The sequence below is a fragment of the Endothiovibrio diazotrophicus genome (assembly GCF_054657215.1).
This window is the reverse complement of the sequence record NZ_BAAHXB010000015.1, coordinates 1-25868: the sequence shown is the minus strand read 5'-3', so window position 1 is coordinate 25868 and position 25868 is coordinate 1. Positions and strand designations below refer to the sequence as shown.

General features: G+C 66.6%; 22 protein-coding genes. 2 read left to right on the top strand and 20 right to left on the bottom strand.

The window, feature by feature from the left end; genetic code table 11:
• Positions 1 to 214 precede the first annotated feature (214 nt).
• From tilS to ACYQ2W_RS06240, 7 genes are all read right to left on the bottom strand, one after another.
• Positions 215 to 1543, bottom strand: a complete 1329-nt coding sequence (gene tilS, locus ACYQ2W_RS06270) for a tRNA lysidine(34) synthetase TilS (protein ID WP_459864347.1) — start codon at positions 1541 to 1543, stop codon at positions 215 to 217.
• Between the two features lie 110 nt (positions 1544 to 1653).
• Positions 1654 to 2616 (bottom strand): acetyl-CoA carboxylase carboxyl transferase subunit alpha, encoded by a 963-nt coding sequence (gene accA, locus ACYQ2W_RS06265; protein WP_459864345.1) that lies wholly within the window; start codon positions 2614 to 2616, stop codon positions 1654 to 1656.
• A gap of 133 nt (positions 2617 to 2749) precedes the next feature.
• A complete protein-coding gene (locus tag ACYQ2W_RS06260; RefSeq protein ID WP_459864343.1) occupies positions 2750 to 3370 on the bottom strand; it encodes a sugar transferase in 621 nt (206 codons plus the stop codon).
• The gene (locus ACYQ2W_RS06255) at positions 3367 to 4545 is read right to left on the bottom strand and encodes a DegT/DnrJ/EryC1/StrS family aminotransferase (RefSeq protein ID WP_459864341.1); all 1179 of its coding nucleotides are present in this window, start codon (positions 4543 to 4545) and stop codon (positions 3367 to 3369) included. Before ACYQ2W_RS06255 ends, ACYQ2W_RS06260 begins: the two co-directional genes overlap by 4 nt.
• A 35-nt stretch (positions 4546 to 4580) precedes the next feature.
• On the bottom strand, positions 4581 to 5858 hold the full coding sequence (gene tviB, locus ACYQ2W_RS06250; protein ID WP_459864430.1) for a Vi polysaccharide biosynthesis UDP-N-acetylglucosamine C-6 dehydrogenase TviB: 1278 nt from the start codon (positions 5856 to 5858) through the stop codon (positions 4581 to 4583).
• 65 nt (positions 5859 to 5923) lie between these two features.
• On the bottom strand, positions 5924 to 6277 hold the full coding sequence (locus ACYQ2W_RS06245; RefSeq protein ID WP_459864339.1) for a DUF2304 family protein: 354 nt from the start codon (positions 6275 to 6277) through the stop codon (positions 5924 to 5926).
• On the bottom strand, positions 6274 to 6984 hold the full coding sequence (locus tag ACYQ2W_RS06240) for a glycosyltransferase family 2 protein (RefSeq protein ID WP_459864337.1): 711 nt from the start codon (positions 6982 to 6984) through the stop codon (positions 6274 to 6276). The genes ACYQ2W_RS06245 and ACYQ2W_RS06240 overlap by 4 nt, the downstream gene beginning before the upstream one ends.
• Before the next feature lie 202 nt (positions 6985 to 7186).
• Here ACYQ2W_RS06240 and ACYQ2W_RS06235 point away from each other — a divergent pair, with 202 nt between their 5' ends.
• Positions 7187 to 8431 carry an oligosaccharide flippase family protein gene (locus ACYQ2W_RS06235; protein WP_459864335.1) on the top strand — a complete coding sequence of 415 codons (1245 nt, stop codon included), beginning with the start codon at positions 7187 to 7189 and terminating at the stop codon, positions 8429 to 8431.
• Positions 8410 to 9495 (top strand): glycosyltransferase, encoded by a 1086-nt coding sequence (locus ACYQ2W_RS06230; protein WP_459864333.1) that lies wholly within the window; start codon positions 8410 to 8412, stop codon positions 9493 to 9495. The genes ACYQ2W_RS06235 and ACYQ2W_RS06230 overlap by 22 nt, the downstream gene beginning before the upstream one ends.
• A 168-nt stretch (positions 9496 to 9663) precedes the next feature.
• Here the strand turns inward: ACYQ2W_RS06230 and ACYQ2W_RS06225 are convergent, their stop codons facing one another.
• The 13 genes from ACYQ2W_RS06225 to ACYQ2W_RS06165 form a co-directional block, all read right to left on the bottom strand.
• Entirely contained in the window at positions 9664 to 11628 is a 1965-nt protein-coding gene (locus ACYQ2W_RS06225) for a polysaccharide biosynthesis protein (RefSeq protein ID WP_459864331.1), read from the bottom strand.
• A gap of 60 nt (positions 11629 to 11688) precedes the next feature.
• Positions 11689 to 12837, bottom strand: a complete 1149-nt coding sequence (locus ACYQ2W_RS06220) for an NAD-dependent epimerase/dehydratase family protein (RefSeq protein WP_459864329.1) — start codon at positions 12835 to 12837, stop codon at positions 11689 to 11691.
• Positions 12834 to 13874: an SDR family NAD(P)-dependent oxidoreductase gene (locus tag ACYQ2W_RS06215; RefSeq protein ID WP_459864328.1), complete on the bottom strand. Its 1041-nt coding sequence runs from the start codon at positions 13872 to 13874 to the stop codon at positions 12834 to 12836. Before ACYQ2W_RS06215 ends, ACYQ2W_RS06220 begins: the two co-directional genes overlap by 4 nt.
• 97 nt (positions 13875 to 13971) lie before the next feature.
• A complete protein-coding gene (locus ACYQ2W_RS06210) occupies positions 13972 to 14985 on the bottom strand; it encodes a lipid II:glycine glycyltransferase FemX (RefSeq protein ID WP_459864327.1) in 1014 nt (337 codons plus the stop codon).
• Between the two features lie 118 nt (positions 14986 to 15103).
• A complete protein-coding gene (locus ACYQ2W_RS06205; RefSeq protein ID WP_459864325.1) occupies positions 15104 to 16486 on the bottom strand; it encodes an O-antigen ligase family protein in 1383 nt (460 codons plus the stop codon).
• Positions 16483 to 17796, bottom strand: a complete 1314-nt coding sequence (locus tag ACYQ2W_RS06200) for a hypothetical protein (RefSeq protein WP_459864323.1) — start codon at positions 17794 to 17796, stop codon at positions 16483 to 16485. Before ACYQ2W_RS06200 ends, ACYQ2W_RS06205 begins: the two co-directional genes overlap by 4 nt.
• A 152-nt stretch (positions 17797 to 17948) precedes the next feature.
• Positions 17949 to 18899, bottom strand: coding sequence for an SDR family oxidoreductase (locus ACYQ2W_RS06195; RefSeq protein ID WP_459864320.1), 951 nt, complete (start codon positions 18897 to 18899; stop codon positions 17949 to 17951).
• The gene (locus ACYQ2W_RS06190; protein WP_459864318.1) at positions 18892 to 19365 is read right to left on the bottom strand and encodes a hypothetical protein; all 474 of its coding nucleotides are present in this window, start codon (positions 19363 to 19365) and stop codon (positions 18892 to 18894) included. The genes ACYQ2W_RS06195 and ACYQ2W_RS06190 overlap by 8 nt, the downstream gene beginning before the upstream one ends.
• A complete protein-coding gene (gene rfbG / locus ACYQ2W_RS06185; protein WP_459864316.1) occupies positions 19353 to 20453 on the bottom strand; it encodes a CDP-glucose 4,6-dehydratase in 1101 nt (366 codons plus the stop codon). The genes ACYQ2W_RS06190 and rfbG overlap by 13 nt, the downstream gene beginning before the upstream one ends.
• 30 nt (positions 20454 to 20483) lie before the next feature.
• Positions 20484 to 22382 (bottom strand): hypothetical protein, encoded by a 1899-nt coding sequence (locus ACYQ2W_RS06180; protein ID WP_459864314.1) that lies wholly within the window; start codon positions 22380 to 22382, stop codon positions 20484 to 20486.
• Between the two features lie 89 nt (positions 22383 to 22471).
• Complete coding sequence (locus ACYQ2W_RS06175; RefSeq protein WP_459864312.1) at positions 22472 to 23644, bottom strand: glycosyltransferase family 2 protein; 1173 nt, start codon at positions 23642 to 23644, stop codon at positions 22472 to 22474.
• 34 nt (positions 23645 to 23678) lie between these two features.
• Entirely contained in the window at positions 23679 to 24416 is a 738-nt protein-coding gene (locus ACYQ2W_RS06170) for a polysaccharide deacetylase family protein (protein WP_459864310.1), read from the bottom strand.
• Positions 24417 to 24433: 17 nt separating this feature from the next.
• On the bottom strand, positions 24434 to 25639 hold the full coding sequence (locus tag ACYQ2W_RS06165) for a DegT/DnrJ/EryC1/StrS family aminotransferase (protein WP_459864308.1): 1206 nt from the start codon (positions 25637 to 25639) through the stop codon (positions 24434 to 24436).
• Between the last annotated feature and the right edge of the window lie 229 nt (positions 25640 to 25868).

Genomic DNA, 25868 nt, shown 5'->3' with positions numbered 1-25868 from the left:
GAGTAGCCGCGAAAATCCGGGCGAAGGGTAGCAAAAGGCGGTTTGCAGGGCAATCGGGAGGATTTTCGGCTTGCCGCCGAAAATCCAGATTTTATCTTCCAATTCAATGCGTTGACCCATCAACGGCGGCACGTCACTTGGCCGCTGAAGCGACACTTCGACGAAGGGCCGGGAGGGGCACGGATACTGGCATGCCCCCCTTTGTCGACCCGCCCTACGATTCCTCGACGATCCGTACGGCCGGTTCGCCGGGGCGGGCGGCGAACGGTTCACAGGACCACAGACCAAGCACCGCGGCGAGCTCGTCATCGAGAAAGAGCAGGGGCAGGCGATCACGCTCCCAGGGGGGGAGGCCGCTCTCCTGGAGGAGCTTCTTCAGCGGCCGGCCGTGGGCACGCCCCGCCACGCGGCAACGCTCCCCATCACGGCGAAAACGGAGGGAAACGCGAGCCCCTTCGAAGGCGGCAAGGCGAATATCCCCCTCGCCCCCGGGAGCGAAGTGAAGGCAACGGCCGTCGGGAAGCCGCAGCGGGATGGAGAGATCGGACCATGGGATCACCTCCGGCAACGGAATCCCCGGCGAGCGGGCAGCGGCGTAGAGGTCGTCGCGGTGGCGGCGCACCTCGACGTCGGCCCAGCGCAACAGCGGCTGGGCACCCACGGCGGCAAGCAGTACATCGTTTTCGAGCCGCTCCAGATGGCGGGCGTTGGGGCTCGCCAGGGCGCGGCGACGGAACCAGACCAGGAGCGCATTGCGGCGACGGGGCGAATCCAACGCCTGCAACCCGCTCACCGACAGGGTGTCGGGGCGACTCCCCGCCACACCGGCCAGATCGATCGCCGCCAGTTGCGCGAGCAGCTCGGCCGCCTCGGCGTTGTGACCGGCGGCGCGGGCCAGGGTCTCCGGGGCGCCGCGCCAACGCTCGGCGATGGACGGCATCACGCGGTGGCGTAGATAATTGCGGTCGAAATCGGTGTCGAAGTTGGAGGGGTCGTCGATCCAGCGAAGGGCGTGCTCCTCGGCGTAGGCGGCCAGCTCGTCACGGGAAAAGGGAAGCAGCGGGCGGGCCAGCCAGCCACCGCCGAAGGGAACAACCCGCGGCATCGCCGCCAGTCCCCGGGGACCTCCGCCCCGCAAAAGCTGGATCAGAAAAGTCTCCGCCTGATCGTCGCGGTGGTGGGCGGTGAGCAGACAACTCCCCTCCCCCACGATCCGGCGCAACACCCCGTAACGTTTCTCCCTCGCCGCCGACTCCGGACTCTCTCCCGGCAGCGGTCGGGCATCGACCCGGATCGTCTCGCAGGGAACACCCAGCTCGCCGCAGACCGCCTCGCAGTGCGCGGACCAACGGCTGGAATCGGGGTGAAGGGTGTGGTCGACATGGGCCGCAACGACGGAGACGTCGCCGGGAAGGGGAGCGAGGGAGGTGATCGCGTGGAGCAGGACGTGGGAGTCCCGCCCACCGCTAAAAGCGACGACGAAACGGCGCACCGGCGGTAGCCGAAGAAGCTGATCAAGCAGCGCGGGGACCTCGAAGTTCACAGCCCCTCTCCCGCACCCGCCCTAGCCTGCATTTCCTGCCCGCCTCCCACTGCGGGCGCCGTCCCTCCGACGGGGTGCTCCGACAATCGGGACGCGCCACGCGCTTCCGATCAATCGATCTCCTTGAAGGAGCCGTAATTCATCAACCGCTGGTAGCGGCTCTCCACCAGATCGATGGCGGAGAGCCGCTCCAGTGTCTCCAGATTGCTGACCAGGGCACTCTTCAAGGCCGCGGCCATGGCATCGACGCTGCGATAGGCGGAACCGAGCGGCTCCGGAATCACCTCGTCGACCAGTCCCAGTTCCTTCAGCCGATCCGAGGTAATGCCCAGCGCCTCGGCGGCGTCGGCGGCCTTCTCCGCACTCTTCCACAGGATCGATGCACAGCCCTCGGGAGAGATCACCGAATAGGTGGAATACTGCAGCATCAGCAGGCGGTCGCCGACGCCGATCGCCAGCGCCCCGCCAGACCCTCCCTCACCGATCACGGTGCAGATGATCGGTACCTTCAGCTCGGCCATCACCCGCAGGTTGCGGGCGATCGCCTCGGACTGGCCGCGGGCCTCGGCGTCGACCCCGGGGTAGGCACCGGAGGTATCGATGAAGGTAAGGATCGGCAACTTGAAGCGCTCGGCCATCTCCATCAGACGCAACGCCTTGCGGTACCCCTCGGGACGGGGCATGCCGAAGTTGCGCCTGAGCTTCTCCTTGGTGTCGCGCCCCTTCTGGTGGCCGATCACCATCACCGGCCGGCCGTCGAGGCGCGCAACCCCGCCGACGATGGCCGGATCGTCGGCGAAGGCACGATCGCCGTGCAGCTCTTCGAAGCCGGTGAAGATACGCTCGACATAGTCGAGGGTGTAGGGGCGCTGGGGATGGCGCGCCAACTGGGAGATCTGCCAGGAGGAGAGGTTGGTGAAGAGCTGCTCGGTGAGCTCCCGGCTCTTGCTCTCCAGGTGGGCCACCTCCTCGGCGATATTGACGCCGTTGTCGTTGCCCAGATAGCGAAGCTCTTCGATCTTCGCTTCCAGCTCTGCGATGGGCTTTTCGAATTCGAGAAAACTGAGACTCATAAGAAAAAAATCCGCACGATTACCGGGAGGAGTATATCGTAGGCCACGCCGCCGTGTCCCCGCGCGCGCGCCACGATGCGCTGCGACGACGGGGAGGGAGCGGGACGCCGCACCACGCAACCACCGGCACCGCTCACTCTCCACCATCGCCCGCTCCACTGCGCTCGGTGAAGATCGCCCCCACGGTCAGCGCGATGATCCAGAGATCCCGCCAGAAGGAGCGCTCCTCGACATACCGCCGATAGTACTCGAGCTTGATCGGCAGGATTTGCTCGATGTACTCCTTATGGGGATCGGCGGCACGGGCCAGCCGCTCGTTCTCGTCGCGATATTCGACCGACGCCAAGTCGGTGATTCCCGGACGCACCGAAAGGACCAGCTCCCGCAGATCGTCGGGGTAGTGGGCGACGTACTCCGCCACCTCCGGACGAGGACCGACCAAGCTCATGTCACCGCTGACCACATTCAGCAACTGCGGCAACTCATCAAACTTGAACTTTCGCAGTAACCTCCCGCTGCGGGTGATACGGGCATCCCCCCCCACCGTGATCCGCAATCCCTGACGTTCACCGTCGCGGACCATCGTGCGGAATTTCCAGATCCTGAACGGGTGCCCCCGCCGCCCCACCCGCCACTGGCGGAAAAACACCGGGCCAGGCGAGTCCAACTTGATCCACAACGCGACGAGCAGCAGAACCGGAAAGAGCATCACGAGTCCGGTGACCGCACTCACCAGATCGAACAACCGCTTCATCGCCCGTGCGCTTCGAGGATATCCCTCACCGCCTCGATCACTCGCGCAACATCACCATCATCCATCGCCGGATAGATCGGCAGACTGACCGCTCGATGGTAGACGTCGGTGGCGACGGGAAACGAGTCGGGGGTAAAGCCATACCGCTGACGCCAATAGGTCTGCAGATGGAGGGGAATGAAGTGGACGCTGACCCCGATTCGGTGCTCCACCATCAGTTCGATGAAGCGGTCACGATCGATATCGAGCCGCTCCAGCTCCAACTGCACGACGTAGAGGTGCCACGCATGCATGTCGCCGTCGGCGCGCGTCGACGGGAGGCGCAACGGCAACCCGCGCAGCTCCCGGGAGTAGGCCTCGGCGATGGCCGCACGCCGACGTCGAAACTCGTCGGCGCGAGCCAGTTGGTGGACACCGATCGCCGCCGCGATGTCGGTCATGTTGTATTTGAAGCCGGGAGCGACGACCTCGTAGTACCACGACGGACGCCTGGAGCTGTAGCGATCGAAGATATCCCGATCCACCCCATGGAGGCGCATGGTACGGATCCGCCGTATCACCTCCGGATCGTCACAGGTGACCATGCCCCCTTCCCCGGTGGTGATCGTCTTGGTCACGTAGAAGCTGAATACGGTCGCATCACCGATACTGCCCACCGGACGATCGCCGCAAGTGGCCGGAAAGGAGTGGGCCGCGTCCTCCACCACCCGCCAACCGCTGGATGCCGCCATCGAGCACAGCGCCCCCATATCCACGGTCTGCCCCGCGAAGTGGACCGGAAGGACGACCCGAACCCCCGGCTGGTCGGCAATCTCCGCCACCCGATCGAGATCCATCAGGCAGGTCTCGGAGTCCACATCGACGAACACCACCTCCGCGCCGAGGTAATGAACCACCTCCGCGGTGGCGGTGAAGGTGTAGGGAGTGGTGACCACCTTGTCCCCCTCGCCAACCCCCAAGGCCTCCAGCGAAAGGTGGAGGCCGGCCGTGGCGGAGTTCACGGCGGCGGCATATTTTGCCCCCACCTTCTCGGCAAACGCCTCTTCGAACGAACGCGCCACCTTGCCGGTCGTGAGCCAGCCGGAACGCAGCACCCGGACGACCTCCTCGATCTCCTCTTCTCCGATTGACGGCCGCGCGAACGCCAGGAACTCTCGATCATCCACGTCGTTCACCACCCTGCCACTCCATTATCCAACCCTCGCCCACGCTACAGGCGGCCATCCACCGTCTCGGCGGGGAAGAGCCCCTTGACGTCGTAAATAACGGAGTCGGGCTTACAGAAGACACGCACACCGCCGACACCCAATTCGACGAACTGCCGGTGGGCGACGGCGACGACGACCGCGTCGTACCGCCCCACCGCCGCCGCCTCGACGGGCAGAAAACCGTACTCCCGCTCCACCACGGCGGGATCGACCCACGGATCCCACACCTCGACCGTGACGCCGTATTCCCCCAGCTCGTCGATGATATCGATCACCCGCGTGTTGCGTACGTCCGGACAGTCCTCCTTGAAGGAGAAACCGAGTACCAGCACCGTCGAACCGGCGACCCGAATACCCCGCCGCGTCATCAGCTTGACCACGTCTCCCGCCACGACACCGCCCATGCCGTCATTGATCCGACGACCGGCGAGGATGATCTCCGGGTGGTAGCCGACCTCCTGGGCCTTGTGCGTGAGGTAGTAGGGATCGACACCGATGCAGTGGCCACCCACGAGCCCGGGGCGAAAGGGCAGGAAATTCCATTTGGTTCCCGCCGCCTCCAGCACTTCCAGCGTATCGATGCCCAAACGCCCGAACAGCAGTGCGAGCTCGTTCACCAGGGCGATGTTGACGTCGCGCTGGGTGTTCTCGATCACCTTTGCCGCCTCGGCGACGCGGATGGAGCTGGCGCGATGCGTCCCCGCCGTGATCACCGAGCGATAGAGTTCGTCGACGAACACCGACGCCGCCTCGGTGGAGCCGGCGGTCACCTTGACGATGTTCGTCAGGCGGTGCTGCTTGTCGCCGGGATTGATCCGCTCGGGGCTGTACCCGACAAAGAATCCCTGGTTGAACACCAACCCCGACTCCCGCTCCAGAATCGGGACGCACTCCTCCTCGGTGGCCCCCGGATAGACGGTGGATTCGTAGATCACCACGTCCCCCTGGCGCAGCACGCCGCCCACCGCGCGACTGGCGTCGATCAGCGGCGAGAGGTCCGGGCGCCGGTTCTTGTCCACCGGGGTGGGTACCGTGACCACATAGACGTTGCACTCGGCGATCGCCGACAGGTCGGCGGTATATCCGAGCTGGGTCGCGGCGGCCATCTCCTCGGGAGACGCCTCCAGGGTGCTGTCCCGCCCCCGCCGCAGCTCCTCGACGCGCGCCTGATCGATATCGAAACCCACCGTCGGATAGCGACGACCGAACTCCAGGGCGAGCGGGAGCCCCACATACCCCAGACCGACCACCGCGATCCGCGCATTTGCCACCTTCAACACTGGCATCCCCCAATTCGAGAAAAATTCATCTTCGAGTCGGCCGCCGGCCATTCGGCACCGAACGGCTACTCGTCACCACCCTTCCCGCGACGACACGACTCCTCCAGCAGCGCCAATCGCTGGGTCAGCCGGAGCAGCCGCAACTCCGTGCGCGAGTGTTCGATATCCATCAGCAGCAGCTTGATCAACAGCAACCCCATACCGGTCACCAGCGCCAACACCGGCGGGTAGTGAATACCGAGCCTGGAGGCGATCCAATCGACGATTCCGGGAAACGCCCCGGTCGCCGCCACCACCAGCGCGATCATCACCCACCACCCGGCGAAACGCGTGTGCAGCCGATCGCGGCGCACCAGGAACACGATCACGCCGGAGACCATCAGCCCCATCAGCAGCGACACCCAGCGGTAGTCGATCACCGGCCGTCCCCCACCCGTCCATCGCCGCCCTGGCGTCCCCACTTGCAGGCGCTGAGCAGCAGCGTGTGGGACAGGTAGCCCACCACCGCCATCCAGGAGCCGAATATCTTCGATTCCCCGTGGAGTCTCGGAGACATCGACACCCCCACTTCCACCACCGACATGCCACTCGCCCTCAGCAACATCAGCACCCCGACATCCTGGTATTGGAGAAAGGCGGCATCCTCCGCCACCAGCCGCTCAATCGCCGAACGTCCGTACAGGCGGAAGCCGGACGTCAGGTCCCGCACATCCAGCCCGGTCAACCGGCGAAACGCCATCCACACCAGACGCCGGGCCCAACCACCCCGCCCGGTGCAGGCGCCGATTACGACGTCGGCCGAGGAGGCGTCCCGGGCCGCGAGCAGAGACTCCACCGCCCGCGGGTCGTGCTGTCCGTCGGCATCCATGGTAATCGCCAGCTCGAACCCTTCCCGCGCCGCCAGGATCAGCCCGGTCTGCATCGCTCCCCAGGCCCCGATGCACTCCGCGTGGCGAATCACCCGTGCGCCCGCGAGGGCGGCGCGCTCGGCGGTGGCGTCGTGACTCCCGTCGTCGACCACCACCACTTGAAATCCGTAACACCGACGAACGGAGGAGACGACCCCGGCAACGCTGTCCTGCTCGTTGTGGGCCGGAACAATCACTACCACACGCGAAGCAATCATGGCGCTGACCGAAGGGGCGTCCGAAAAACGGCGGGCCATTGTACTGAATCTCCCTCCCCCGCGATAGGCAGCGGGGTATCCTCAGCCGGCTCTACGCTATACTTGCGCGCTTGTGCAAGCGACCGCGGAGGCGAGCAACGGCATCGCCTCGCGCCATTCCACGACTCGCCAAGTTCGGAAACCGCGCCCCTCCTTCCCCGGCATGCAACACCCCCCCCACTCGTCCCCCACCGCCGGCCGCCACTGGGCACTGGTCACCTGGCAAGCGGCCCACCTGGCCGGCGGCGGGCTGTTGCTGATGGGCACGTGGCTGCTGCTCGCCCGCTACTGGGAACCGGAACGTTTCGGGCAATTCAACGTCCTTTTCGCCTACGCCGCGATCAACGGGATCATCGCGGACTTCGGCCTCGATGTACTGATCACACGCCACGTCGCCGGCCATGGGGAGCGCATCACCGCCGCGGCGATCCGCCTGAAACTGCTCACCAGTGGCGCCGCGCTGGCGTCGTTTCTCACCGCGGCCCCGCTGCTCGGATTCCCCATCGCCGAAACCGCGCTTCTGCTCTGCGGCGCCACCGCCCTGTCGGCGACCGGCTTCGTCAACGGGCTGCTGCGCGGGATCGGACGACTCGACCTGGAGGCCAAGGCCGGCCTGGCCCAGAAGACCCTGTTCTTCGTCGCCTCCGCGCTCGTGGTGCGCGACGGAGGGGGCCTCACCGCGGTGGCCACGCTCTACCTCCTGACCCACCTGCTCACCCTCGGCGCCGTCAGCGCGCTCGCCCTCCGCCATTCCACCCGCCTTTCCCCTCCGCCCTCACGGCGGGTAAAGGAGATCGCCCTGGAGGCGCTGCCGCTGTGGATGACCGCGCTGCTTGCCGCCACCCTCGGCCGCCTCGACCTGTTCCTGCTCGACGCGCTGCGCGGAAGCGACGAGGTCGGGCACTTCTCCGCCGCCTGGCGACTCGCCGAAGGGGGTTTCATCGTCGCGACGGCCTACGTCACCGCGCTGTTCCCGAACCTGGTGAAGGTCGCCCGCCAGGGCGGGTCGCTCTCGCCGCTGGTGGCCGGCGCCACCCGCCTGCTCGCCGCCGGCGGCGTGACCGCCGCCGCCGCCGGTGCGCTGGCCGCCCCCTGGCTCACCACCCTGCTGTACGGCAGCGCCTACGCCCCGGCGGTCCCGCTGTTGCGTGGGCTGTTCCTGTCCCTGCCGATGCTGTTGCTCTCCGGACTGTTCGCCCACGCCCTGGTCGCCATGGGGCAGGTCCGTCCGTTCATCTTCGCCCAGCTGATTGCCATCCTGGCCAACGTCGCCGTTGACCTGGCGCTGATCCCCGCCTGGGGGGCACTGGGCGCAGTCGGTGGGCTGGTGGTAAGGGAGTTGGTATTATTCGCGATCCTAGGCGCAACCATCTTCCGGAGTATCGCGTGGCCTCGCACGGAGTCCTGATCCACGACTATTTCGCCATCCGCGGTGGCGGAGAGCGCCTCTGCCTGCTGATGGCCCAAGGCCTCGGGTTGGACCTCTGCTACGGCTACCGTACCGAGGAGAGCTACCCGCCGGAGGCGTTTCACGGACTCGCCATCCACGATCTCGGCGTGCGCCTGCACCACCCCGGACTACGCAGTTTCGCCCTGGCGCACGCCTATCGTCGTCGGACCCAGTTCCTCGACAACTACGACACCGCAATCTACAGCGGTGTGGTCACGCCCCTCGCGGTGGAGAATCACCCGCGGGGGCGCAACCTCCACTACTGCCACACGCCGCCTCGCTTCATCTACGACCAGCGCGACTATTTCATGGCGCAGACCCCCGCATGGCAAAGGCCGGTGCTCCACGCACTGATCGCCTACCTGCGACCGCGCTATGAAGCGGCGATCGCGAAAATGGATCGGATCATCGTCAACTCGGAGAACATTCGGCAGCGCGTCGAACACTACCTCGGGCGGAACTCCACGGTCGTCTATCCGCCGTGCGATACCGAGCGTTTCAGCTGGGGCGGCAACGGAGACTACTACCTCTCTACCGCCAGACTGGACGGACTCAAGCGGGTCGATCGTATCGTCCGCGCGTTCCGCGAACTACTGGACAGGCGACTGATCGTCACCTCGGGGGGGCCGGAGCTGCAGCGGCTGAAACGCATCGCCGCCGGCGCGCCGAACATCGAATTCACCGGCTGGGTCGACGAGCCGCAACTGCGCCAACTAGTGGGTCACGCCATTGCCACGATCTACATCCCTGCGCAGGAGGATTTCGGCATGGCGCCGGTGGAGTCGATGGCGGCGGGAAAACCGGTCATCGGAGTCGACGAGGGCGGCCTGCGGGAAACCATTACCGACGGCGAGACCGGCATCCTGCTGCCCGCGCCCCCCACCCCCGAGGCGATCGCCGAGGCGGTGCACCGACTCGATGCCGAACGTGCCGGAACCATGCGGGCCGCCTGCGAGGAGCGGGCGCAAAAGTTCCGCACCGAAGCGTTCCTCGCGGGCATGCGCAGTGTGATCGAGGACTGATCGCCCTTAGGGCCCGCGAAAGAATAACTTCCTGTTTTGGGGCGTCGAGACGTCCGTCCGGCAAGGCGCGCAAAGGGGCGCATACTCGTTGTATGCAACCCTTTGCGCAACGCCGCCGGGCGGAGTGGCTCGGTGTTCCAAAACAGGAAGTTATTCTTTCGCGGGCCCTTAGTCCTCCTCCCGCAAACTCCGTTCCTCCGCCGCCATCCCCGCGCGATCGATCCCCTTGCGCTGCCACAGCAGGTCCTGGATGTCGCCCCGCGGGGTATATCCGCTCACCGTTTCGATCAGAAACTCCCGCAGCTCGGCGCAATCGCCCCGCTCACAGATCGCGCGCAAGGTCTCGATCCGCCGGTTGAGTTCCTTGTTGGGGATCATCGCCTCCAACCCGCGCATGATTCTCGGATGCGCCGTACCGGCGACGTTGTCGCCGATCAGCAACTCCTCATAGAGCTTTTCCCCCGGCCGCAACCCGGTGAACTGGATGGCGATATCCCCCCCCGGATTGCTCTCGTCGAGCACCTCGAACCCCATCAGGTGAATCATGCGGCGCGCCAGATCCAGGATCTTGACCGGCTCCCCCATATCCAACAGAAACACCTCCCCGCCCTGACTCATGGAACCCGCCTGGAGCACCAGCTCCACCGCCTCGGCGATGGTCATGAAATAGCGGACGATCTCCGGGTGGGTAACCGTCACCGGCCCGCCCCTGCGGATCTGATTGCGAAACAGCGGTACCACCGAGCCGGAGGAACCGAGCACGTTGCCGAAACGGACCATGCACAGGCGCATTCCCGAGCTCTCCTCGCTCAGCCCCTGCAGAATCAGCTCGGCAAAACGCTTGGTGCACCCCATGACGTTGGTGGGACGCACCGCCTTGTCGGTGGAGATCAGGACAAACAGCTCCACCCCGGCCGCCTTCGCCGCCTGCGCCGCGCTGAGGGTGCCGAAGATATTGTTGCGCACCCCTTCGATAACATTGTGCTCGACCAGTGGGACGTGCTTGTAGGCGGCGGCGTGGTAGACCGTGCTCACCTCGAAGACCCTCATCACCTCCTCCATCCGGCGCTGGTCGACCACCGTACCGAGCAGCGGGACGATCTCCACGTCAAGACCGTCACCGCCGATCAGTTGCAGCAGCTCGCGCTCCACCTGATAGAGGGCGAACTCGGATATCTCCATCAGTACCAGGCGGGCGGGACCGAGGCGCACGATCTGGCGACACAGCTCCGCCCCGATGGAGCCGCCCGCCCCGCTCACCATCACCGACTTGCCGCTGATGAAGGCACCGGGCAGTCCACTGTCCGCGGCGACCGTGTCGCGCCCCAACAGATCCTCGATGTCGACGTCGCGCAGTTGCTCCACCGACACCTCCCCCGACATCAGCTCACCGACGCCCGGGATGGTACGCACCAGCACGGGCAACGGCTCCAGCCGATCCACGATCGACCTGCGCGCCCCCCGACTGATCGACGGCATCGCCAGCAGCACCTGCTGAATCCGCCACTCACCGATCAACGACTTCAGCTCGGCGGGGTGGTAGATCCGTATGCCGTTGATCGAGCTGCCGTGCAGCGCGGGGTTGTCGTCGATGAAGGCCGCCACCTTGTACACCTTTTCATTGGCCAGGGCGGTCGCCAACTGGCGGCCCGAGTGGCCTGCCCCGTAGATCGCCACCCCGACACGGGAGAGCGGGGCGGTGCGCAGCAGATCGAAATAGCGGCGCACCAGATAGCGACTGCCGCCGACGTAGAGCACCAGGCACCCACCATAGATAAAGAAGACCGAACGGGGAACGCCCTGAACGCCGAGGATCAGCGTGATGGAGGCGATCGCCATTGCCGACACCGCCGCGCCCTTGAACACCGCGGCCACCGCCTGGCTGCCCATGAAGCGCACGATCGCCCGATAGAGCCCGAGGGCCGAAAAGACCGGAACGGTGACCACCGGCGCGATCAGGAAAAGCACGGCGAACGAACGCACATCCGGGCTGAATTCGCCGAGTCGCAACACCACCGCGCTCCACAATGCAAACGGGATCAGCAACAGGTCGGCGGCGACCATAATCAGCCGCTTGACGGTACGTGGAAACCCGCCGATGTTCAGATATTTTCTGACGAAGTCATTAACCATCGACGCATCCACCCCGCTCCGGAGCCGAACCGCTCCCCCCGCTGTGCCTCCCCACGAACATCACGCCCATCGGGAATTCCGGAAAATCTTGTGCCGGTCGATCGTCTCACGGTGGCGGGTCACGATCTCAATCATCCCGGCCAGCACCTCCTCGGTCAGCGAATGGGGCTCCAACCCCAGCTCAAGCAACCCGGTGTGCACCGGATTGTAGTAATGCTCCTCCAACTCCTTGCGCGGATTCTCGAGATGCTCGACGTCCACCGCCAACCCCACCCGCGCGCCGGCTCCGCGCACCATCTCCGCCAACTGGTTGACACTGAACGCTTCGGTGAACTGATTGAAGATGCGCAGCTCACCGGCGGTCGCGGGGCGCTCCAGCGACAGGCGCACGCACTGCAGGGTGTCGCGGATGTTCAGATAACCGCGGGTCTGCCCCCCCTTGCCGTAGACGGTCAACGGATACCCGGCCACCGCCTGCACGACGAAGCGGTTGACCACCGTCCCGAACAGCTCGTCGTAGTTGAAGAAGGTCCTCAGCTCGTCGTGTCCCGCGCACTCGTCGGTGTCGATCCCGTAGACCGGCCCCTGCATCAGATCGGTCACCTTCAGCCCCCACACCCGGACGTAATACCAGAGCAGATCGGTGTCCATGATCTTGGTGGTGTGATAGAGGCTTCCCGCCTGACGGGGGTAGAGAAAACGCTCCCGCCGACCGTTGTGCTCGACGTCGAGCCACCCCTCCTCGATGTCGATGTTGGGGGTTCCATACTCCCCCATGGTCCCCAACTTGACCAGATGGGCCTCCGGCACGAACTCCCGCATCGCGAAGATCGTATTGGCGGTCACCTCCAGATTGTTGCTGAGGGTCAGCATCGAGGCGCGACGGTTGAGCATCGAATAGGGCGCCGACGGCTGCTCCGCGTAATGGACGATCGCGTCGGGCCGAACCTCGGCGAACACCTCGGCGACGAAATCCCAGCGGCGCAGATCACCGATATGGACCCCGATGTGGCGACCGCTCAGCTCCTCCCACCGCCGACTTCGCCAATGCAGGTTGGGCACCTCGAACAGCGGCTCCACGTCCTCGTCGCGGGAGATGCTCCGGCGCAGATAGTTGTCCACCACCGCCACGTCGTGACCGGCGGCGGAGAGGTGCATCGCGGTGGGCCAACCGAGATAGCCGTCGCCGCCGAGAATCAGGACCTTCATGCGACCTCCTCCCCATCGAGCAATCCGGTGTTCTCCAGGTATTCGCGCAACTCGGCCTTGCCCATCGGGACCTCATTGGCCGAATTGTAGGGGCGCACCAGTTCCCCGGGACGCAGCCCCGGATAGTCGGAGGCCTGCACCTCGTAGAAATCGGTCAGCGCGGGCAACACCACGAAGTGGTTCTCCAGCTCCACCGAGCGCCTCACCTCCTCGACGTTCATCAGCTCCTCGTACAGCTTCTCCCCGGGGCGTGGACCGCTCTCGATGATTTCGATGGACTCCGGGCGGTGACCATAGCGCGGCGCCAGCGCCTCGATCATCACCTCGGCCAGATCGGCGATGCGCACGGTCGCCATTTTGGTGATCATGGTCTCCCCGCCGCGCGCGATGTTGGCCGCCTCCAGCACCAGATCGACCGACTTCTCCAGGGTCATGACGAAACGGGTCATCTCCCGCGAGGTGAGCGTCAGCGGGCCGCCACTGCGGATCTGGCGATGGAACACCGGCAGCACCGATCCCCGCGAGCCGAGCACGTTGCCGAAACGGGTGGAGGAGAACACCTGCCCCGCGGCGGCGACGTTGGCCGCCTTCATCAGGTGCTCCCCCATCAATTTCGACGCACCCATCACGTTCGGCGGGTTGACCGCCTTGTCGGTGGAGGTATAAACCACCCGCGGGACCTCGGCGGCCATCGCGGCGTGAACCACATTCTGGGTACCGAGGATATTCGTCTGCACCGCCTCCAGCGGGTGCTGCTCGCACAGCGGCACGTGCTTGAGCGCGGCGGCGTGAAACACCACGTCGCATCCGGCAAAGGCGGAGGTCAACCGGTCGCGGTCACGGATGTCGCCGAGCACCGCGCGAAAACCGTCACCGAGCAGATGCTGGACCATGAACAGGCCCGACTCGTTGTTGTCCAGGCCGGCGAGCGACGCCACCCCGAGACCACTCAGCCGCTTCGCCAAGGCCAGTCCGACGGTCCCCGCCACACCGGTGACCAGTACGTTTTTGTCTTTGAAAAAATCGGCGAACGCCATAGCTATCTGATGCCTCCAGTTCGAACGGAGTGGGTAAGGGACGCGGAAAGAACCAATGGCCCTTGACGGGCGGGCAGCCTGAAACGCCGACCGCGGATCACGGCTTGATGAAGCGGTCCAGTACCGGCCGCCACCTCATGTATCCGCGATACGCCAACCCCACCCACGTCCCCATCCAGACGTAGCGGCAGTAGCTGGCGGGGCGCCCGCCGAAGCTCATCTTGAACTTGTCGATCGAGGCGATTCCGGAACCGCCGAAGTCGTAATGGACAATCCCCCTCTCGGCCGCGGCACGGATCGCCTCCCACTGGATCAGACTGTTGGCCGCAACCTTGTTGGCGGCGGGGAGGGAGGCCCCGCTGAGGTAGTGGATCTCTCGCGGGTTGAAGGGGAACATGCCGTAGGCGACGGTCTCGCCATCACACTCCGCGGCGAGAAACAGCATCCTCCCGCCCGGCACCAGACGCGATACGAGAACCTCGTAAAAGCGCTGCGAATGGGGCGGCGTCCTCCCCGACTTCGCGAAGGTGGCACCCAACACCTCGTAGAACGCCGCGACCTCCGCCGCCGTCCCCTCCAGCCGTCGGATCTCCACGCCGCACTTGCGCGCCTTGCGAACCATGTTGCGCGCCCGCCCGGTAAGCACCTCCCAGGCCTCCTCCTCTCCGCCGGGAACGTCGAGGACGAAGGTCGACGGACGATCGACCTCGCAACCGGCGGCGACCAACGCCTCGGACACCGCCTCCTCTTCCCGCTCGAAGCCGAGTTCCACCCAATTGGCCCCCCGGGCGCGCCAATGACGCAACACCGCCGTCCCGATCCGACCCCGATCGACACCGCTCAATACCGACGGTTCGAGAAACCCGGTGAAGGCGGTAAAGGTCCCGCGCAAGGGACTCCCCATGCGCCGCAGCGGACCGCGGGTGTGGACCCAGTAGGGCAGATAGGCGAGCACCTCACCGTCGCGCTCGGCGCGCAGCATCCCCAGCGCCAGCCCCCGCCCCTCGGCAACCGCCTCCATCCACCAGGACTCCTGAAACAGGCGCCGCTCCTGCCGCTCGCCGCGCCACTGCGCGGCCACCTCCGGTTCGCACTCGCCGATCGTTACCATAGTACGCCGTACGCCCTCGACCATTTGCGCCCACCGGCCTCAAGGCGGAAACCGTTGTTGCCAGCTTTCCACCCGAGGCGTCAAACACGTGCATCGCCAACCGGCGATACGCCAAAATTCAGCCCTTCCGCGGCCCCACCGGCGCCACCGCATCGCCGGACACCTCCGTTCGCCGGGCGACCGCAAACCCTTCCCCTCCGCCCGCGCCCTCCTCCTCACCAGTCCCAGCCACCTCCCGTGCGGGACGAAAGTGGGCCGCCACCCAGGCCGCGCTCACGGCCCACGGGAGGGAGTAGTCAAAAAGGTTGTTGGGGACGTGGGTCACCAGGACCCCCACGTAGACCCCCAGCCACGCGGTCCCGCGCAAGCGCCAGCCGATGATCGACAGCATCGCGACGAACGGCACGAACATCACCAGCCCACCCTCGGCGAGTACCTGCAGATAGAGGTTGTGAACGTTGTGCAGCCCGTCCATCTCGACCCGGAATTGGCCGTACCCGATACCGAACAGCGGCGCGTCCCGCACGTAGCCGAGCGCCGCCGCCCATATCCGCAGACGGCCATGCCATGGGTCCACCGGCAGATCGACCGCGGGCAGCGGTCGCTCCGGGGCGACATACTGGCGCAAATCGAGCAAATAGGGGAGGGTACGCCCGGCATGGGAGGCGAACCAGGGGTCGAGCGCCGCATACATGTGAACCGCGACCACCCCGCAGAAGAGGACCGCCAGCACCCATCTACGCCCCCGCCGCGAAGAGGCCGCCATCACCACCAGGCCGGCCACCACGCCGGCCACCCCCGCCACCGACTGGGATACGGCAAGCCCGATCCCGCTCGCCACCACCACGATCGCCACCGCCACCCCGTCGCGCCAACGCCGCCAGGGCGCCATCGGCAGCGCCGACCGCTCCGACAGCCACGCGACCCAGAAGAGCAGCAGCATCCCACCGATCGAACCGTATACCGTCGGATTGGAGAAGACCGAGGGATAGCGCCAAAGCTGGCGATACGCCCATTCGCCGCCGCGGGTCCAGTGGTAGATCGCGTCCGCCCCTGCGGGATCGAGCAGCAGCCAGAGCGCGAAGAGATGGACCGCAACCACCAGCCCCATCACCGCCCAGGGCCAGCCACCAACCCCCACGCGGCGAATCACCAGCAGCAACCCGATGAAGACCAGCGTGACCAGTGCCGGATAGGCGACCTGGGTGACCAGGGAACCGCCGGGCTCGACCGATACCCGCTGGACCGCCTCCCCCACGCTGATGAGAAACCCTACCGCGGTGGCCGCCGCCGCCGTTTCGAACGGCCGCCCCCGAAGTCGGCGCCAAGCGAGCCACAACTCGCCCCTGAACACCATGGCGAGCGCGGCGAACACCGCGGCGACCACCCCCAGGGAGAGCAGGGGGTCGTAGCCCGGCTCGCCGAACGGGCGCAGGAACGTGGCGACGAATAGGACGATCAGGAACGTCTGCCCCCGATATCCGCGCAGCAGGTCGGTCACCCCCGTTGCTCCTTCACGCCACCGGGAGAGGACCCGGATTCAGCGCGGGCGCTGCCCGCGATCTCCGCGGGACGCATCTCGAACGCATGCACGATCACCGCCAGCAACACGAAGACGATGAGACTGGAGGGATACTTCAACACCACGGGGTAGTGCATCTGGGAGAGCAGGATCACGACCAGGAGAAAGGCCATGGCCGGCAGACGATGCCAGGTGAGGTGGATCGCCCTCAACATCATGAACTCGAACAGCAGCACCGTGATGCCGCCGAACTTCACCATGTTCTTGAGCATTCCGATCTCCGGGGCCCGCAGCTCCGCGCAGCTCAGCCCGACCCCGCAACCGACCACCGCCGAAGGGAGCCCGCCGACGAGGTTGTAGTACATCCCCTGGAGCGGGAAGAGGAAGAAGCCCTCGAGGTAGCGGTGGGCCTTCGCCACGTTGAAACCGTGCCCGGTATCGAACAGGAAGAACTTCACGAACCCCGCGACGGCCCCGACCGTCCCCACCAATATCGCAGTACGGCCCCATTTCCGCCATCGCCCCTCGGGGGCAAAAAGCAGCGCATAGACCAACAGCGATACCGCCAACAGCGCAAACGCGGTTTTCGACAGCCCGACGTAGATGGCGAGGAGCGACAGCCCCGCCAGGAGCGCCACCGCCCAGCGGGGCAGCGGCAGACCCAAACGCCCGCTCAGCAGATAGAAGAAGAAGAACCAGACGGAGGGCACCGCCGAGGCGGACTGCTCGAACAGCGGCCCGAACGCCCGACAATGGCTGTTCCCGGGAAGCAGCGGGAAACTGCGGCAACTCTCCTGTCCGTCCACGCCCACCGTCTGGAAGTAGTTGCGGATGAAGACGCGGGTCTCCGGCATCCACTCGTAGGCCAGAAATTCGGCGATCATGTAGAGGTCGTAGACCAAACCAAACAGCGCGAACAGCATGAGGAACCAGCGTAGCTCGATGCGCAGGTCACGGGCCAGGACGTAGAACATCACCGGCAACCCGACGTGGAGGATGATTCCGGTTTCGGTATAGAAGGAGGAGCGGTAGACCGCGTGGGACATGGCGATCGCCACCCCCCACGCGAATCCGATCATCAGCAGGTCCATCCCGAACAGGCGCACCTGATGGGGCACGAGCATCGCGCGCAATACCGGCAAGGCTGCCGCCGCGGCCATCAGCAGGGCCGGCACGTAGGCCGCGTCGCCGATATGGATGCGCAGTAGCCGCGTGAAAATCGAGTAGACCAGGATCGCACCGATCGCGGCCAGCAAGTAGGTCTGTTTCCGGTGGTTATACTTATGCATCTTCGGCCGATCGGGATCGCTCTCCGCCTCTTACGGGCGGCCTGTGCGCCGCAGCGGTCCGGGAGACCGCCTTCCAAACGCCGTGCTCCCCACGCACGGGCGAACCCCGCCCAGCGAGCGGAACATGACGTTTTTTCGACCGGGAAAACCCCCTACGCGGGGTGGGGAAACCTGAGGCAGAGCCGGATGGTATCATCAATTTCCCGCTCCAAGGAACCGGTGTACCGAAAACCGTCCGCCAGCAGGCGTTCGGTGCGGTAGTGAAGCGTGGTCGCCTCCGCCGCCTTCGGCTCCGGACGGGTAATCGAAAATTGGCGCGCCATCACGCGTTGCGCGCGATCCCGCACCAGCTCGGCCAATGCATAGACCGAGTACGAACGCCCCGCCCCCAGATTGAACAGCCGCTCCCGGCGCCCCTCGCGCCCGTCCGCGAGGAAGTGCTCCACGGCACGCGCCACGTCTTCGAGGGGAATGAAGTCGCGCTCCTGCACTCCCCCGCTCTTCAACACCAGGGTGTCGCCGCGCACCGCCTGGGCACACAGATCGTTGGCCAGCAACATCCAGCGATTGACGGCGGGATCCATGGGCGCCCCGACGGCATTGGACAAGCGCAGCACGATGCCGTCGATCGACCCGCGCTCCGCGCTCGCCAACAGGTAGTCCTCCACCACCCGGTGGCTGATGGCGTAAGGGTGGCGGGGCTCGGCCCGGCGCTCCTCGTCGATCACGCCCGCCAGCGGCGACCCGTAGACGTGGGCCGTGGAGAAATAGAGGAAACGCCGGACGCCGGCCTCCACCGCGTTGCCCAGCAGGCGCACGCTGTCGACCCCGTTGACCAGCAGCGCCTGGTCGGGCCGCGCGGCGCAGTCCACTTCGTTCATCCCCGCCAGATGGACCACCGCGGCGAAGCCCGCCAGCGCCCCGGCGCCACCGGCAGCGACGACCTGCGCGTGGTCGATCAGCGCGACCCGCGCCGCCCATTCCGGGGCGGCCGCCTGCGGGCGCCGGGTGCTTACCGCCACATCGAAGCCGCAACGCCGCAGATGGTCGACGATGCGCCCGCCGACGTAGCCGAACCCGCCGGTCACCAATACCCTATCCATCCACGACCTCCTCCAGCGAACGCCAATCGAACGGAATCTCCCGCGTGTCGAGCGGGCGCTTCACGACCTCCTCGTCGTCGTGCTCCCGGTCGGCGATGTTGAGAATCAGGTTGGGCGCCTCCCCCTCCCCGCGGAACGACACCCAAACCCCGGGAGGAACGGTCAAACGCTGGTAATTCGCCGGCGACAGACACACCTGTTGGAGCGCCCCCCGGGTCGGACTGGAGTCCCGTTCGTCATACAGCGAGAAGCGCACCGCGCCGCTCGCGACCACCAGATTCATGGTCATTCGACGATGGCAGCGCCACGGCTTCACCGCCCCCCGGAACACCTCGGAGAAGTAGGCCTCGCCGAAACCGTGGAAACCCGGTTGCGAGCGCTTCATGGCATGCATCACGCCGCCGTCCTCGCCCGCGATGCGGCGCAGCGGCGTGAGCACCACCCCGTCGATGGTCACGCCGTCCACGGCAGCCCCCGCTCCGTGGCCGCCTCTTCGTAGCGGGCCAGTTGACGCTGGGTGAGGTCGAAGACGTCGCCCCCGCGATAGAAGGCGAGGTACCACTCGGCCACCATCTCCACCACCTCGTCATAGCCGAGGGTCGGCCGCCACTTGAGGTGGAACAGCGCCTTGTCGCAATTGAGCTTGAGCAGTTGGGCCTCGTGGAACGAAGTGTTGCCGGCGTATTCGTAGAACGGCTCGTCCGCGCCGAACCCCCACTGGCCGGCGAGCCCGGTAAGGAGCTCCAGCACCGTCTTGTTCTGTTCCGACAAGGGGCCGAAATTGAAGCTCTCGCCATGCAGTTGCGGATCGGCGGCCAGCGCCTGGGCCAGCGCCAGGTAGCCGCTCAGCGGCTCCAGCACGTGCTGCCAGGGGCGGGTGGTATGGGGTGAGCGGATCACCACCGGACGCCCCTCGCTCCACGCCCGCACGCAATCGGGAACGATCCGGTCGGCCGCCCAGTCCCCCCCCCCGATCACGTTGCCTGCGCGCACCGACGCGAGGCGCACCCCCTCGGCCCGCTCCCCCTGGAAGAACGAATGGCGGTAGGCGCGGAACAGCACCTCCGCCGCGGCCTTCGACCCGCTGTAGACATCCTTCCCCCCCAGGACGTCGGTCTCCCGATAGCCCCACGGCCACTCCACGTTCTCGTAACACTTGTCGCTGGTGATGATCAGCGCCACGCAGGGCATCTCCAGCGCGCGCAACGCCTCGAGCACGTTGACGGTGCCCAGGACGTTGGTGCCGACCGTGGTCAACGGATCCCGGTACGCCTCGGAGACCAGCGGCTGGGCGGCCATATGGAAGACGAAATCGGGCTGCGTCTCCTGCAGCACCCGGCGCAACGGCTCCAGCTCCCGGATATCGACGACGTGGTGGCGAATGCGCCCCTCCAGCTCCAGCGCCTCAAACATCGACGGCTGGGTGGGAATATCCTTGGAGACACCGATCACCTCCGCGCCCATCTTGAGCAGCCAACTGGTCAGCCACCCCCCCTTGAAACCGGTGTGCCCGGTGACGACGACCCGCTTGCCTCGATAGATATTGGAAAACATCAGCAACCTTCCCCGAATGCCCGTCCCATCTCAAAGACGATAAATGAAATATTTTCCCGCCCGGCAGATGGACGGATGCCCCACCAACGGCCGTTCGGTCAACCAATAGGCGACACCAAGCGAGCGCAGCCGGCCGGCCTCGGCGAACGGATCGACGCGGTGGTGGATCCGGTTCAGCCTCCCCACCCATTCGCCCTTGGTCGCCGCCGTCGCCCGCAGCTCGACGAACTCCCGAACCGCCTCCGCGCCGTAGAGCGCCCTCAGTTTGGCCTTCAAGTACTCGTACCTCGGCTTGGTAAAGATCGAGTAATCGTGATCGGTCCCGTCGATGAAGACCTCCATGCCGAAATCGAAGTCCCGAAAGCCGCTGTTGGGGGGAGCCACCACCTTGGCGCCCGGCGCCACCGGATGCCGGCGCGCATCGTCGCCGACGCAGCCGCCGGCCTCCTCGGCGGGCAACCCCGGCCGGGTCTGCCGGGCCACCTGCTGAACGTAGGCAAGGCCCCGTCCGCCATCGGTGAAACTCGCCTCCAGCCGCCCGGAACGCACGCCGTTGACCAGCGCCAGCGAAACGAACAGCAGCAGCGGCACACCCAGCGCCACCCAGCCACGATCACCGCAACGGGAGGCGACCACGCGGTAGAGGACGAGCGTCGCCCCGAACAGCGCCAACGATCCCCAGAGGGCGCGGACGGTATTGGAGTCCCCGCCGAAGAGGTGCCATTGCAGGGCGGCGAGCGCCCCCGCACCGAGCCACAGGGCGAACCACCAGCGCTCGCGCCGCACCAGCGCCACCCCCAGCAGGAACAGCGATGCCACGACACCGGAGGGAAACAGGTAGGCGGCCGTAGCGGCCGACAGCCCCCACCCCGCCAGGCGCTCCCCGCGCAACCCCGCGTCCCCCGCCTCGACCACCGCCCGGGCGATCCGCGCCAGGGAAAACAGGGCAAAGACCCACATCCCCCGGCGTGGCTCGACACCGATGAACAGCTCGGAAAACCTCCCCGCGAAGAGCCCGAAGCCGTGCATCGACTCCACCGCGAGGACCGCCGCCAACGCGGCGAAGGAGCCGACCACCAGATAGTCGAGCGGTTGACGGCGGGCCCACTCCCGCAGCGACAGGCGCAGCGCGATCACACCGACCGGGAGGTAGACGAAACCGCCGAAACCGATCGACCAGAGCGCCGACACGTCATCGGCATCCAGCGCGAAGGCGTACCGGTACCACTCCTCTACGGTGGCCCCCATGGTCGGCAGATCATGCCCCATGGTGATTACGGCGATATAACCGAGCGACCCGGCCAACGCCAACCCGCCGGCGGCATGGGACCAGCGGCGCTCACCTTCCGACCACGCGTGGAGCCACACCCCCGGCAGGAGATAGGCCAGCGCGCCCACCCCATTCAGCGGGTGCATCTGCATCGCCAGGATCAACGCGGCGTAGGCGATCGCCAACCTCCGCCGCAGCAGCGCCCAGGTTCCGGCGAGCAGCAGCGTCGCCGACAGGCTCAGCGGAAAGAAGACCGGCTTGCTCCACAGTCCGAGGTGGACCAGCCCGTGGGCATAGTAGTGATAGGAGAGCGAGAAGAGCAGGGTGACCGCGAGGGCGGCGTCGTTGCGCCGCAGCAGCGTGCGGACCACCGCGAACAACAACCCCAGCAGAACCAGCCGCTGGAGCAGCGAGGCCGCGGTGAACGCCACGTCGCCCTCGAGCAGGGGCGACAGGTGGCGCAGGTAGTAGTAGGTGAGCGACAGGGGGTTGCCGCCCCCCAGGTGGTCATCGGACGCGATGCCGGCCGATAGCAGCGGCTCGAGGTTGTAGATATGGTGGTAGCGCAGACTGATGCCGTAGCTCACCAGGGCGAGCAGCGTCACCGCGACCAGCGCGACCAGCACCCCGCCTGGGCCAACCCGGTCGGCCGGCGCCACCTCCCGTCTCCCGCGCGACGGCGTCATCGCGGCCAACACCCCCGCCGGGGGGGCGGCACCGGGAGCGCGTCCCCGACCGCCCACCCGACTCATGTACGCGTGGTCCAGCGCTCGATACGCTGGCCACGGGCGGCCCGCAACACCGCGATCGAGAACGCGGTGATGGCCAGCAGGAAGCTGTAGGCCGCCCGTGCCAGCCCCGACATGGGAATCCATTCGATCCGCTGGCGTTCCACCACCCGGCCGACCCCGCAGAACGTCAGTGCGGCCAGCTGCATCGCCAACAGCACGGACCACAACCCGCCATCCGCGGAGTGCGCTGCCACCAGGGCGACATTCGCCAGCAGCACCAGCAGCCACAGCCAACCGGTAAACCAGCGGATGAAACGGTGGGAGACCACCACCCCGATGATCCCGACCGCCCCGGCGCGCCACAACCGGGGGAGGAACCAAACCATGTCGGTAAAGCTGCGCTGGGCGGTGCGCAGACGCTTGCGGAAGTGCGTCCCGGCATCCGCCACCGTCACGTCGTAGGCCTTGGCATCGCTGGCGTGGAACACCCGCTTTCCGCTGGCGATGATATGGAGCGGCATCAGGTTGTCGATATCGGAATGGGGCGGAATCGGCATGTAGAGTTCCCGACGCATCAGGAAGCAGCCGCCGGAGGTAAACGGCAGACAACCGGCGGCATACTCCGCACGCCGGATCGCCTTCTCCATGCGCCAGTAGAGGTTCTCGCTCTCCCCCATCGAACCGAGCGGTCTGAAGGTATAGTCCCCCGCCCCCCCGCCATAGGCGGGGTCGGTCAGATGGCTGACCGCGCGGCGCAGGAAATCGGACTCGAACAGCGTCTCCGCGTCGCTGAACACCAGGATCTCGCCGCTCGCCTCGAGCACCGCGTCGTTGTGGACGCTGGCCTTGCCGCGATTCCGCTCGTAGGCCAAGACCTTGACCTCGGGGAAGCCCCGCGCGATCTCCACCGTTCGATCGCCGGAGCCGTCCGAAGCGACGATGACCTCGATCCGATCGGCTGGGTAGTCCTGCTCACGCAGGTTCTCGATTCGCGCCGCGATCGAGGCCTCCTCGTTGTAGGCCGCGATGATCACCGAAAGGGTCGGCCAGCGCTCCGGTTCGGTCGGCAGCGGCGCCCGCCGGCGAACGCGGGCCAACAGCGCGACGCCCAGTGGAAAAATCACCCAGGTGTAGAGGATCAGGAAGACCCCGCCCCACAGGATGGCGGCCATCACGCCGTCGATCGTCATCGCTCAACTCCCGAAAATGGACCATGCAGATTCGTCACCCGCGACGATACAAGGTGTCGCGCAGCCACACGTAACCGGTGTGCCCGAGGGTGCGCTTGAGCGACTCGCGGAACCAGTAGTGGGCTTGGCGACGGAACCGCTCTCCCGCCGGCGGCGCCACCAGCGTGGCCAACTCGCCCAGGCCGTGGTGGCGGTTGACGGAGTTGCGCGGATAGGTACGCGCGCCCCACACCGCGAATCCCGGCCGCGAGGTGCAGATCGAGCGATAGCCCGCCGCGCCCGCCTGGCGGTGGGTACGCGGTGAACAATCGCCATACGGATAGGCGAAGGCCGTGACCGCCGAACCGAGGGCCTGTTCGAGGCGGCACTTGGAGTCCACCAGTTCCCGCTCCGCCTCCGCCCTCGGCAGGGTGGCGAGGTGGGGATGGGTCACGCTGTGGGAACCGATCTCCATGCCCGCCTCCGCCATCTCCCGCAGCTGCGCCCAGCTCACGTGGTCCGCCCGCCCCACCCAGTCGGTGGTGATGAAGAAGGTGGCACGGACGCCCCGCTCCAGCAGGCGCGGAAACACCAGTTCGTAGTCGCTCCGCCAGCCATCGTCGAAACTGAGACAGATCGCCGGCCGCGAACCGCCCGTACCGCGGCCGACGGTGGTGACCTCCAGTCCCCCCTCTCCCAGGTGGTCGAGCAGGGCGTCGAACATCGGCAGCGAGACGTCGGCCCACGCCTGCGGCTCTCCCCGCGCGACCCGGTGCAGGACCAGGACGTTCAACCTTCCACGCCCCCCCTTCATTCCGCCGGCCCCGCATCCGCCCGACACCGGAGCTCCCCGTCATGGTCGGTGATCAGGTGCAGGTGCCGCTCCAGGAAGCCCAGCAGCCGCGACAAGTCGCGCTGATCCGTGGGCAGATTGACCATTTTCCGTGCCGTCCGAGTCCCCACCGGACAGCGGGCGGGATCGAACCCCCACCGTTCGAGCCCGCTGGTCACCGGATGCAGCGGTGAGACGAACCAGTCGCCGAGCGGAACCCTGGCCTCCTCGGCCAGACGGAAGAACGCCTCCCGCTCCTCCACCAGCAGCGGATAGGTCAAAAAGGAGTGGTCAGCGAAAAATGCGTCACCGACGTGGTTCTTGCCCCGCTCACGCAGAAAGCGGGTCAGCGCAACGCCGTTCGCTTTCCTCAGGGCGATGTTCTCGTCCACTCCGCGCACGGCGCGCAGCCCGACCTGCGCCTGAAACCCGCTCATCCCCTTGAAATACCCGTCGGGCAGCTCCGGCGACACCAACTCCTCGCCGCTGGACGAGCCGACCACCAGATTGAGGGCACTCAAGCGGCGGTAGATCCGCCGGGCCGCCCAGTAGGTGCGGTCCCCGACGAGGTGGGTGCGGACGCCGAACAGCAGGCGCAGCATCCAGCGCTCGGAGCGCGACGGCTCCACCAGGGAGGCGCAGGCCTCGCGGACCGCCGGAACCAGGTCCGGGTTGTTGACGGCAAGGAATCCGCCGATGCCGGTGGAAAAGGGCTTGTTCCATTGGCTGGAGAAGATCGCTGCGTCCCCGGTGGCGCCGTTGGCGCGCCCGCGGTAACGGCCGCCGAAACCGTGAGCGCAATCCTCCACCAGGAAGACCCCGCGCTCCCGCGCCAGCTCCGCCACCGCGTCCAGTCCGTGGCTGAGGCCATAGGTGTTCTGCGCCACGATCACCTTGGTGCGCGGGCCGATGGCCTCGCGCAGCCGCTCCACGTCGAGGGTGTAGGAGCCGGGCGAGACATCCGCGTATACCGGCGTCGCGCCGGTGTACATCACCGCGTTGGGCACCACCACACAGGTGTAGCCGGGAACCACCACCTCGTCGCCGGCACCAACGCCCATGGCGCGCAACGCGGCGTAGAGCGCCACGCGCCCCTTGTAAAACAGGAACACCTCCGCCGCACCGGGCAGACGCTCGCCCAATGCCCGAAGGTAGCGCTCGCGGTAGCACCCGGCCGTCAACATACTCCAGCACCCTCCGTCGTCGGCGTTTGAGCCATCCGCCCCTCTTCGTCCCACCCCACGGCGACGAGTCCCCAAACCCCGTCCAGCGGTGATCCCACGGCGGGCATGAAGCGGGAAATGGGGGAGGCGCATGATAGCAACACCGCCAATCCACCGCATCTCGGAGCCTGGCGGACGACGGGGGATCGACTCGCGGGGCCGCAATCCCGCGTCCGCAGCTCGATCCCCC